Source organism: Azohydromonas caseinilytica (assembly GCF_012927045.1).
Classification (GTDB): Bacteria; Pseudomonadota; Gammaproteobacteria; order Burkholderiales; family Burkholderiaceae_C; genus Azohydromonas; species Azohydromonas caseinilytica.
This window is the reverse complement of sequence record NZ_JABBFW010000054.1, coordinates 1-11099: the sequence shown is the minus strand read 5'-3', so window position 1 is coordinate 11099 and position 11099 is coordinate 1. Positions and strand designations below refer to the sequence as shown.

General features: G+C 70.2%; 9 protein-coding genes. 8 read left to right on the top strand and 1 reads right to left on the bottom strand.

Annotated elements, in window-relative coordinates; all coding sequences use genetic code 11:
- The 5 genes from HHL10_RS29325 to leuB all read left to right on the top strand — a co-directional run.
- Window positions 1-452, top strand: a 452-nt coding sequence (locus HHL10_RS29325; protein WP_169163974.1) for a cytochrome P450, incomplete at its 5' end; no start/stop codon positions are given.
- 49 nt (window positions 453-501) lie between these two features.
- A complete protein-coding gene (locus tag HHL10_RS29320) occupies window positions 502-1407 on the top strand; it encodes a LysR family transcriptional regulator (protein WP_169163973.1) in 906 nt (301 codons plus the stop codon).
- Window positions 1408-1564: 157 nt separating this feature from the next.
- Window positions 1565-3532 carry an aconitase family protein gene (locus tag HHL10_RS29315; RefSeq protein ID WP_169163972.1) on the top strand — a complete coding sequence of 656 codons (1968 nt, stop codon included), beginning with the start codon at window positions 1565-1567 and terminating at the stop codon, window positions 3530-3532.
- Between the two features lie 42 nt (window positions 3533-3574).
- Window positions 3575-4552: a tripartite tricarboxylate transporter substrate binding protein gene (locus HHL10_RS29310; RefSeq protein ID WP_169163971.1), complete on the top strand. Its 978-nt coding sequence runs from the start codon at window positions 3575-3577 to the stop codon at window positions 4550-4552.
- A gap of 4 nt (window positions 4553-4556) precedes the next feature.
- Entirely contained in the window at window positions 4557-5645 is a 1089-nt protein-coding gene (gene leuB, locus HHL10_RS29305; protein WP_169163970.1) for a 3-isopropylmalate dehydrogenase, read from the top strand.
- A 13-nt stretch (window positions 5646-5658) separates the two neighbouring features.
- Here leuB and HHL10_RS29300 read toward each other — a convergent pair whose 3' ends face one another.
- On the bottom strand, window positions 5659-6591 hold the full coding sequence (locus tag HHL10_RS29300) for a LysR family transcriptional regulator (protein ID WP_169163969.1): 933 nt from the start codon (window positions 6589-6591) through the stop codon (window positions 5659-5661).
- Between the two features lie 111 nt (window positions 6592-6702).
- Here HHL10_RS29300 and HHL10_RS29295 point away from each other — a divergent pair, with 111 nt between their 5' ends.
- The 3 genes from HHL10_RS29295 to HHL10_RS29285 form a co-directional block, all read left to right on the top strand.
- Complete coding sequence (locus HHL10_RS29295) at window positions 6703-10224, top strand: indolepyruvate ferredoxin oxidoreductase family protein (protein ID WP_235971868.1); 3522 nt, start codon at window positions 6703-6705, stop codon at window positions 10222-10224.
- 227 nt (window positions 10225-10451) lie between these two features.
- A complete protein-coding gene (locus tag HHL10_RS29290; protein WP_169163967.1) occupies window positions 10452-10661 on the top strand; it encodes a hypothetical protein in 210 nt (69 codons plus the stop codon).
- Between the two features lie 38 nt (window positions 10662-10699).
- On the top strand, window positions 10700-11099 hold a 400-nt coding region (locus tag HHL10_RS29285; RefSeq protein WP_169163966.1), incomplete at its 3' end, for an NAD(P)/FAD-dependent oxidoreductase.

The following is an 11099-nucleotide window of genomic DNA, read 5'->3' as shown; positions in this document are numbered from 1 at the left end:
TGGGCAACGCGGTGCACGCGCTGCTGGCACACCGCGAGCAATGGGAGCGCCTGTGCGAAAGCCCCGAGCTGCTGCCCAACGCCGTGCGCGAGCTGCTGCGCCATGACACGCCGGTGCAGTGGAGCGGGCGGCGCGTGATGGCCGACTTCACGCTGCACGGGCAGCGCATCCGCCGTGGCGAGCTGGTGCTGGCGCTGATCGGTGCCGCGAATCGCGATCCCGAGCGGCATGAGGCGCCGGACCGGCTGGACGTGGCGCGGGCCAATCCCGGCGCCCTGGCCTTCGGCACCGGGCCGCATGTGTGCCTGGGTGCGTCGCTGACGCAGCTGGAGGCGCAGACGGTGCTGGGCACGCTGCTGAAGCGCCGGCCGGGGCTGCGCTTGCGCGGCGCAGGCCTGCGCACGCAGAGCCCGCTGTACCGGGGCTTCGTCAGCCTGCCTGTCGGCGGCTAGGCAAGGAAGCGGGGCCTTGCATGGCCCCGATTCGCGACGAGGCCACCCGATGGCAAACCCGGCCCCCAGCGTTCCCCGTCTCGACCCCTACAGCCTTCGCCTCTTCGTGGCGGCGGCCGAGGCCGGCTCCATCGCCCGTGCGGCGGAGCGGGAGCACATCGCCGCCTCGGCGTTGAGCCGGCGCATCGCCGACCTGGAGCATGCGCTGGGCGTGGCGCTGCTGGTGCGCTCGGCACGCGGCATCGAGCTGACCGAGGCCGGCCGCTGCGTGTTCGAGCGGGGCACGCGCATCGAGGCGGAGTTGCAAGGCCTGGTCAGCGAGGTCTGGGGCCTGAGCGGCAACGTGGTGGGCACGGTGCGCCTGTATGCCAACGCGTCGGCCATCGTCGGCGAGCTGCCGGAGCGGCTGCAGGCCTTCAAGCAGCGCTACCCGGCGGTGAAGATCGCCCTGCAGGAGCAGCGCAGCTGGGAAGTGATGCGTGCCTGCCTGGATGACCGTGCCGACCTCGGCATCGCGGTCGCCACGCAGGCACCCAAGGGGTTGGATTCCTGGCATTTCGCGTCCGACCCGCTCATCGTGCTGCTGCCCGCGGGACATGAGCTGACCGCGCAGACGCGGATCGCCTTCAAGGACATCGCGGGCAGCGGCCTGGTCGGCATCCAGGCCGGTGGGGCCCTGGACCAGCTGATCCACGAACGCGCCGAAGTGGCCAGGGTGCCGCTGCGCATCGAGGTCACGGTCAACAGCTTCGATGCGGCCTGCCGCATGGTGCAGGCCGGCCTGGGCGCGGCCATCGTGCCCACCAGCGCCGCGACGGCCTATGCCGGCAGCGGGGCCTTCGAGCGGCGCGAGCTGGCCGAGTCCTGGGCGCAGCGGGAGCTGCGGCTCTACGCCCTCCACAAGTCGCCGCGCCTGCGGGCGGTGGACGTGCTCATCGACATGCTCCAGCGCTGATGCCGTCGCGGCGCCGCAGGCATCGCGCCTCGCGATGCCCCGCATGCCGAAGCAGCACTTCTTGACAGGCGCGGACCTGACTAGATTCGCGGCCATTCCCCGTGTCATGGCCTGCCCGGCCCCCGCACGGTTCCCGTCTCCCGCCCGCCAAGAAGCCATGCAGAACCTTGCCCTCGACGGCCGCATCCTGTTCCTGAGCCAGTCGCCCGACGTGATGCAACGCCAGCTGGCCGGGCAGCCCGCGACCCTGGCCGAGGTGCTGCCGCTGCGCGACGACGTATCCACCGACGAGATCACGCCGGTGCACATCCTGTCGCACTACGACGATCGGCTCGGACGCTTCACCTACACCGGTTTCAAGGCGGGTGAGAGTCTGCCTTTCAGCCCGGAGTCGGCCCGACAGGGTGGCTTCGCCGTCACCGTCGCGGGCAAGCGCTACGGCAAGGGCTCCTCGCGCGAGCACAGCCCCTTTGCCGAGAAGCTGGCCGGCATCCGGCTCGTGATCGCAGAAAGTTTCGAGCGCATCTACCGGCAGAACGCCGACAACATCGGCCTGTTCACCTCGACCGACTTCAGCCTGATCCCGCGCCTCCAGGCCGGCGAGGCCATCAGCATCGACGAGCTCGTGGCCGGGCGCGATGCGCTGGCCGCGGCCATCCTGCGTGCCGGCGGTCTGCTGCGCTTCGGACAGCAGTTCATGCGCGACGTGCGCCCGGTCGCCGTGCCCGAAGGCGGGCGGCCGCGCACACTGTTCGAGAAGATCGTGGCCCGCCATGCGCTGGCGACCGAGCTGACCGCGGCCGACCCGGCCCCCGGCGACGGCGCCTTCGTGCGCGCCGACCTGCGCTTCATCCACGAGTACTACACGGGCATGGCCGCGCACATGCTGCACGCCACCTTCGGCAAGCCACTGGCGCTGCACGACCCGGGCTCCATCGTCGTGTTCGAGGACCACACCAACTACGTGTCCGAGAGCCCGGCGCACGTGCGCGGCGGGCTGGTGGACAACGTGCTGGCCATGTGCCGCGCGCAGCGCGCCTTCGCGGCCGAACACGAGCTGCGCGAATACCGCGCGTTGACCGAAAGCGAGGCCGCGCTGGACGACGGCAGCCACGTCGCCGGCATCTCGCATGCGATGGTGGCCGAGCACTACGCGCTGCCCGGCGCCCTGGTGGTGGGCACCGACTCGCACACGCCGCACAGCGGCGCGCTGGGCTGCGTGTCCTTCGGCGTGGGCACGACGGACATGGCCAATGCCTTCGTCACCGGGGCGGTGCGGCTCACCGTGCCGCAGGTGCTGCGCGTGCAGCTCGACGGCGCGCTGCCGCCGGGGATCACGGCCAAGGACGTGGTGCTGCACCTGCTCGCCCTGCCGGCCATCCGCGCCGGCGCCGGCGTGGGCAAGGTGTTCGAGTTCGCCGGACCGGTGGTGCGCGCGCTCTCCATCGACGAGCGCGCCACGCTCACCAACATGACGGCCGAGCTGGGCGGCTTCACCGGCATCGTGGCGCCCGATGCGGAGACGGTGCGCTTCCTCAAGGAACGGCGCGGCGTGGATTTCAAGCTGGAGCCGTGGATGCACAGCGACGAGGGCGCCGCCTACGCCGAGGTGATCCAGCTGGATTGCAGCCGGCTCACGCCGCTGGTGGCCCGCCCGGGCGATCCGGGCAACGGCGTGGCGCTGGGCGAGCTGGCGGAGCGGGTGCGCATCGACATCGCCTATGGCGGCTCCTGCACCGCGGGCAAGCGTGAGGACTTCGACCATTACCACGAGGTGCTGTCCTGGGCGGCACGGCGCGGACTGCGCGTGGCCCCGGGCGTGCAGCTCTACCTGCAGTTCGGCACCACGGCCGTGCGCGACCACTGCATCGCGCGCGGCTACCTGGAGGCTTTCGAGCAGGTCGGGGCGCGCATCCTGCAGCCGTCCTGCGGCGCCTGCGGCAATTGCGGGCCGGGCTCGTCCACCGAAGCTTCGCAAGTCACGGTCAGTGCCATCAACCGCAACTTCCCCGGCCGCGGTGGCCCGGGACAGGTCTGGCTGGCCAGCCCGCCCACGGTGGCGGCCAGCGCCATCGCCGGGCGCCTGGTGTCCTTCGAAGAGCTGCAGGCGCAAGCCGGCTCTTGAAGCCCGTGTGAAGCCCCCTTGACGACAACAGAAGGAGACAACGTGACCGTTTGCACCCTCACGCGCCGAGGCGCGCTTGCCCTGGCCAGCCTGGCGCTGACACTGCCCGCCGCGTGGGCCCAGGCCCCCTCCGACAAGCCCATCCGCCTGGTCGTGCCCTTGTCCGCCGGCTCCACCGTGGATGCCGTCGCGCGGGCCATGAGCCCGCAGATGGCCAGGGCCATGGGCCACCCGATCGTCATCGAGAACCTGCCGGGCGCGGGCGGCATGACGGGCACCGTGCAGGTCGTGAACGCGCCCAAGGACGGGCTCACGCTGGGCATGATCTCGTCCAACCACGTCATCAATCCGAGCATCTACAAGAAGGTGCCCTTCGACTCGCTCAAGGACATCACGCCCATCAGCGTGATCGGCACCGTGCCGCTGGTCCTGGTGGCACATCCCTCGGTGAAGGCGCACAACGCGCGCGAGCTGGTGGCGCTGATGAAGGCCAAGCCGGGCACGCTGAATCTGGGCTCGGCCGGCAACGGCAGCACGCTGCACCTGGCCGGCGTGATGTTCGGCAACGAGGCCGGCGTGGAGATCCGCCACATTCCCTACAAGGGCACCGGCCCGCTGACCTCGGACCTGGTGGGCGGCCAGGTGGATATCGGATTCATCTCCGTGACGGCCGCCGCGCCGCACATCAGAGCCGGCAAGCTGCGCGCGATCGGCCTCTCCACGAAGGAGCGCTCGCCGGTGCTGCCCGAGGTGCCGACGCTGGCCGAGTCCGGGCTGCCGAACTACAGCTTCGATGCCTGGATCGCGCTGGTCGGTCCGGCCGGCTTGCCCGCGCCCATCGTCCAGAAGGCCTACGCCGACGTGAAGACGGTGCTGGCGCAGAAGGACGTGCAGGACGCCCTGGCCCAGCAAGGCATCACGGTCATCAACGGCACGCCGGAGCAGGCCGGACCCTTCTTCAAGGCCGAGCTGGACAAGCACGCGAAGCTGGTGCGGCAATCCGGCGCGACGGCTGACTGAGCCCATGGCCACAGCGCATCGCATCGCCGTCCTGTCCGGGGACGGCATCGGGCCCGAGATCGTGGCCCAGGCCGTCAAGGTGCTGCAGGCCTTGCGGGGACAAGGGTTCGATTTCGAGTTGCGGGAGGCGCCGGTGGGTGCCGGCGCTTACCTGCTGACGGGCACGCCCCTGCCGCAGTCCACGGTCGAGATGGCCTTGGCGTCCGACGCGGTGTTGTTCGGCGCCGTGGGCGATCCGCGCTTCGACCATCTGGACGCCTCGTTGCGTCCCGAACGGGCCATCCTGGGGCTGCGCCGCGCGCTGGGCCTGTTCGCCGACCTGAAGCAGGTCAGCGTGCCGGCCGAACTGGCGGAGCTGTCGCCCCTGCGTGCCGAGCGGGTGGCCGGCGTCGATGTGCTGGTGGTGCGCGAGCTCAACGGCGATGTCTACACCGGACAGCCCCGCGGCATGCGCGTGGCGCCTGACGGCCCCTTCGCCGGCGAGCGCGAAGGCTTCGACACCATGCGCTATGCCGAAGGCGAAGTGCGGCGCATCGCCCACGTGGCGTTCAAGGCCGCGCGGCGCCGGTCCGCGAAGCTGTGCAACGTGGACAAGGCCAACGTGCTGGCCACCTCGCGCGTCTGGCGCGAGGTCGTGATCGACGTGGCGCGTGACTACCCCGATGTGGAGCTGACGCACCTCTACGCCGACAGCGCGGCGATGCAGCTGATCTCCCATCCGGCGCGCTTCGACGTCATCCTTGCCGGCAACCTGTTCGGCGACATCCTCTCCGACGCCGCCTCCGTGCTCACCGGGTCCATCGGCCTGCCCGCCTCGGCGCTGCTGGGCGATGCGCAGCGCGGCATGTACGAGGCCGGCCACGGCACGGCGCTGGACATCACGGAACGCGACATCGCCAATCCGCTGGCGTGCATCCGCGCCGCCGCGCTGATGCTGCGCCACTCGCTCGGGCGCGACGATCTGGCGCAGCGCATCGAGGCCGCCGTGACGGCCGTGCTGCGCCAGGGCCTGCGCACGGCCGACCTGGCCGGTGGCTCGCGTGTCGTCGGCACCACTGCGATGGGCGATGCGGTGGTGGCCGCGCTGCGGTAGCCGACTCCGCGGCTCAATCCCCGCCAGGCGCCCCCACCGACACCTCCAGGTACTTGCACAGCGCGCTCGCCACCGGGCCCAGGCGCTGGCCCTTGCGCCACACCAGGCCCACTTCCATGGGCGGGATCGGGTTCTTCAGCGGCACGGTCTGGATGCGCCGGCCATCGAGTGACCAGGGCCGGAACACCATGTCGGACAGGATCGTGACGCCCAGGCCCAGCGCCACCATCTCGCGCACCGCCTCCATCGACGTGGTGCGCACGAAGGATTCCGGCTGCATGCCCGCTTCGTCCCAGTAGCGCATCGCCGCCACGTCGCCCTCGTCCACCGCGGGCAGGATGTAGGGATAGGGCGCCACGTCCTCCAGCGACGCCAAGCTCAGCTCGGCCAGCGGATGGCTCACGGCCGCCCAGAGCTGGCGCCGCGAGCGCGCCAGCTCTGGGCGCTGGAAACGCCTGGGCTCCAGCAGGTTGGAGGTCAGTGCCACGGCCAGCTCCAGTTCGCCCGACTCGATGCCGGCCTCGATGTGCTCGCGGTCGCGCTCCACCGGCACGATGCGCGCCTCCGGATAGAGCTTCTGGAACTTGGCGATGAAGGGCAGCAGGAAGTAGCCCAGCACGGTGTAGCTGGCGGCGAGCTGCAACGTGCCCGACACCGTGCCGCGATCCTGGAACGGGTGGCGCGCCGCATCGGTTGCGGCCTCAATCACTGCCTGCGCTCGCTGCAGGAACAGGTGCCCCTCGTAGGTCAGCGTCACGCCGCTGCGGCCGCGCTCGAACAGCATCGTCCCCAACACGCGCTCCAGCTCGGCGATGGCCGCCGTCATCGTGGACTGCGTGACATGGGCTTGCGCCGCGGCCAGCGAGATCTGGCCGGTGCGGGCCACCGCGGCGAAATACTGCAGCTGGCGCAGCGTGAAACGGATGGCGGGCTGCGAAGTGGACATCGATTTCCTCGATGGCTGATAGCGAACATTTGCGTTTTACCTCGGAGCGGCCAATGTCCAAACTGCCCGCACACCGACAGCCCCATGTCGGTCCCAAGCACCGAGACTGTGATGAACCATCCCCAAGCCCTTGCCGACCTCACGCTGGAAGACAAGTACACGCTGCCCAAGGGCCGCGTCTACATGACCGGCACCCAGGCCCTGGTGCGGCTGCTGCTGGCGCAAAAAGAGCGTGACGCGGCCGCAGGCCTGAACACCGGCGGCTTCGTGTCGGGCTACCGCGGCTCGCCCCTGGGCGCCGTGGACCAGGAACTGTGGAAGGCCAAGAAGCATCTGCAGGAACACGACATCAGGTTCGTGCCCGGCCTCAACGAGGAGCTGGCCGTCACCGCCGTGTGGGGCACGCAGATGGTCAACCTCGACCCCAACGCCACCGTCGATGGCGTGTTCGCGCTGTGGTACGGCAAGGGCCCCGGGGTGGACCGCAGCGGCGACGTGCTCAAGCACGGCAACATCGCCGGCTGCTCCAGGCACGGCGGCGTGCTGCTGGTTGCGGGTGACGACCATGCCTGCAAGTCGTCCAGCCTGCCGCACCAGAGCGAGCACGCCTTCATCGCCGCCATGATCCCGGTGCTCAACCCCTCAGGCGTGCGCGAATTCATCGAATTCGGCCTGCACGGCTGGGCCATGTCACGCTACTCGGGCTGCTGGGTGGGCTTCAAGTCCATCAGCGACACCATCGAATCCTCGTCGTCCTTCGAGATCGACCCGATGGCCGTGGACATCAAGGTGCCCGACACCTACCCGATCCCCAGCGACGGCTTCCACATCCGCTGGCCCGACCCGCCGCTGGAGCAGGAGAACCGGCTGCAGCGCGAACGGCTGTATGCGCTGCTGGAATACGTGCGGCTGAACCGCCTGAATCGCCAGGACTGGGCCGCACCCGACGCCAGGCTCGGCATCGTCACCACGGGCAAGAGCTACCTCGACGTGCGCGAGGCGCTGGCGATGATGGGCATCAATGAGGCCACGGCGCAGGCGCTGGGCCTGCGGCTGCTCAAGATCGGCGTGTCCTGGCCGCTGGAGCCCGAGTGCATCCGTGAGTTCGCCGACGGGCTGGACGAGATCCTGGTGGTCGAGGAGAAGCGCCAGATCATCGAGTACCAGCTCAAGGAACAGCTCTACAACGCGCCGATCGCCTCGCGGCCGCGCGTGGTGGGCAAGTACGACGAGAGCGGCGAATGGGTCAAGGTGCCGCACGACGGCATCCTGCTTTCACCCAACGGTGAGCTCACGCCGGCGGCCATCGCCGGCGTCATCGCGGCGCGCATGGCCAAGGTGCTGGGCGTGGAGCAACTGCCTGACGGCGCCCGTGCCCACCTGACGCCGTGCCGCGCGGCCGACGGCTTCACCCGCGTCGAGCCCGGCTCGCAGCAGCGGCTGCCGTACTTCTGCTCCGGTTGCCCGCACAACACCAGCACCAAGGTGCCCGAGGGCTCGCGCGCCGTGGCCGGCATCGGCTGCCACTACATGGCGCAGTGGATGGACCGCCGCACCGAAACCTTCACGCAGATGGGCGGCGAAGGGGTGAGCTGGATCGGCCAGGCGCCCTTCACCGGCACGAGGCACATCTTCGCCAACCTGGGCGACGGCACCTACATGCACTCCGGGTCGCTGGCGATCCGCGCCGCCAAGGCCGCGGGCGTGAACATCACCTACAAGATCCTGGTCAACGACGCGGTCGCGATGACCGGCGGCCAGCCCGTGGAGGGCTCGCCCACCGTGCCGCAGATCCTGCAGCAGTTGGCGGCCGAGGGCGTGGAGCACCTGCACCTGGTCTCCGACGAGCCGGAGCTTTACAAGGGCATGAGCGGGCTGCCTGCCGGCGTGAGCATCGGCCACCGCGACGGCATGGACAGGCTGCAGCGTTCCTTGCGCGAGAAGCAGGGCGTCTCCGTCATCGTCTACGCCCAGACTTGCGCAGCCGAGAAGCGCCGGCGGCGCAAGAAGAAGCAGCTCATCGACCCACCCAAGCGCGTGCTCATCAACGAGGAGGTGTGCGAGGGCTGCGGCGACTGCGGCGCGCAGTCCAACTGCGTCTCCATCCTGCCGCTGGAAACGCCGCTGGGCCGCAAGCGCCAGATCGACCAGAGCTCCTGCAACAAGGACTACTCCTGCGTGAAGGGCTTCTGCCCGAGCTTCGTCACGGTCGAGGGCGGCGCGCTGCGCAAGCCGGCCAAGTCGAAGGCGACGCCGCCGCGCGACCTGCCCGCTCCTGCCCTGCCGGCGCTGGCTGCGCCGTGCAACGTGGTGGTCACGGGCGTCGGCGGCACCGGCGTCGTGACCATCGGCGCGCTCATGGGCATGGCCGCGCACCTCGAAGGCAAGGGCGTGCTGGTGCTGGACATGGCGGGCCTGGCCCAGAAGGGCGGCGCGGTGATGTCGCACGTGCGCCTGGCCGCCACGCCGGCCGGGCTGCATGCCGCGCGGGTGGCGGCGAAGCAGGCCGACGTGGTGCTGGGCTGCGACCTGATGGTGGGCGCCGGCAAGGATGCCCTCGCCACCATGGACGCCGGCCGCACGCGCGCCGTGATGAACACCGACGTGGCGCCTACCGGCGCCTTCACCCAGAACCCGGAGTGGCAGACCGACCCCGAGGCCATGCTGCAGCGCGTGCGCGGCGCGGCGCAGTCGGTGGAGGCGTTCAATGCCTCGGCCCTGGCCACCGCGCTGATGGGCGACGCCGTGGCCACCAACGTGTTCGTGCTGGGCTATGCCTGGCAGAAGGGCTGGATTCCGCTGCAGGAGGCCTCCCTCATGCGCGCCATCGAGCTCAACGGCGCGGCGGTGGCGATGAACCAGGCGGCCTTCGCCTGGGGCCGGCAGGCCGCGCTGGACCTCGGCGTGGTGCAGCAGGCCGCCGGCCTCGCCAAGCCGGTGGCCGTGGTGATGATGCCGGCGCGCATGCCGGGCCTGGAGGCGCTGATCGAGGACCGCAGCCGGCGCCTCGCCGCCTACCAGGACGCCGCGTATGCGAAGCGCTATGAGGGCTTCGTGCGCGAGATCGCGGCGGCCGAGAAGCCCGTCACCGGCGGCGACCGCCTGGCGCGCGAAGTAGCGGTGAGCCTGTACAAGCTCATGGCCTACAAGGACGAGTACGAGGTGGCGCGGCTGTATGTGGAAACGGATTTCTTCAAGCGCGTGGCCCAGCAGTTTGAAGGCGGCTACAAGTTGCGTTTTCACCTGGCACCGCCGCTGTTCTCCAAGCGGGATGCGGAGGGCCATCTGGTCAAGCAGTCCTACGGGCCGTGGATCGCCACCGCCTACCGGTGGCTGGCCAAGGCCAAGTGCTTGCGCGGCACGCCGCTGGACGTCTTCGGCTACACGGCCGAGCGCCGCGGCGAGCGTGCCGCCATCGGTGAATACATGGCGCTGATGCGCCAGGTCATCGGCGCGCTGACCCCCGGTCGCCTCGACACCGCCCTGGCGCTGGCCCGTCTGCCCCAAAGCGTGCGCGGTTTCGGCCACGTGAAGGAGCACCACGCCGAGGCCGCCCGCCAGCGGCAGCAGCAACTGCTGGCCGTGATGACGGCGCCGGCGCAGCCGGCAGGCACGGACCGCGCGGCGGCCTGAGCGGCGCTGCAAACCCAGACGCCGGCCCGGTGCGGGCGTGGCGTGATCGGTGGGGCGCCAGGGGCCCATGTTGTGAGCGACCAGCATGAAACCCCGGTCTGGAGTGCTGGAACGGCTGGCACGATTTGCAACCTGGTTGGCACCCATCGCGCGCGGCAGCGGCTACCTTTGCCCACTGTGTAGACCGGCGTTCCCACCGGTCCGGTGACCACCACGGAGCCCTTACCATGGCTTTTCTGCGGCAGTGCCTTCAGGAGTTCAGGCAGCGCTCAGGCGAGCACGAGAGCTGGTCCGCCTTGGTCGGATCGGTGCTCGATGCCGAGACCGGCCTGGACGAGCAACGCGCACCGTCGTGCTGGTATCCCATGTCGCTGGCCGCCGAGTCCTCGTACCGTCCACCGAGCCCGGGCGTCTCTCCTTCTTCACCGGGCCGCTGATCGCCGTCTTCGAGCGCCCTAGCCTTCCTGCCTTTGCCATGACATCCGAAGCACTTCTCCAGCAATACGGCCCGCGCGAGTCCATGGACTACGACGTGGTGATCGTCGGCGCCGGCCCCGCGGGGCTGGCCACCGCCATCCGGCTCAAGCAGCTCGCCGCCGCCGCGGGCTCGGAGCTCTCGGTGGTGGTGCTGGAAAAGGGCTCCGAACCCGGCGCCCACATCCTCTCCGGGGCCATCATGGACCCCATCGCGCTCAACGAGCTCTTTCCCGACTGGCAGGCCTTGGGCGCGCCGCTCAGGCAGCCCGTCACCGAGGACGAGTTCCTGTTCCTCTCCGAGACCGGCGCGAAGGCCACCCCGCACGCCCTGCTGCCCGACTGCTTCAAGAACCACGGCAACTACATCGTCAGCCTGGGCGAGGTGGTGCGCTGGCTCG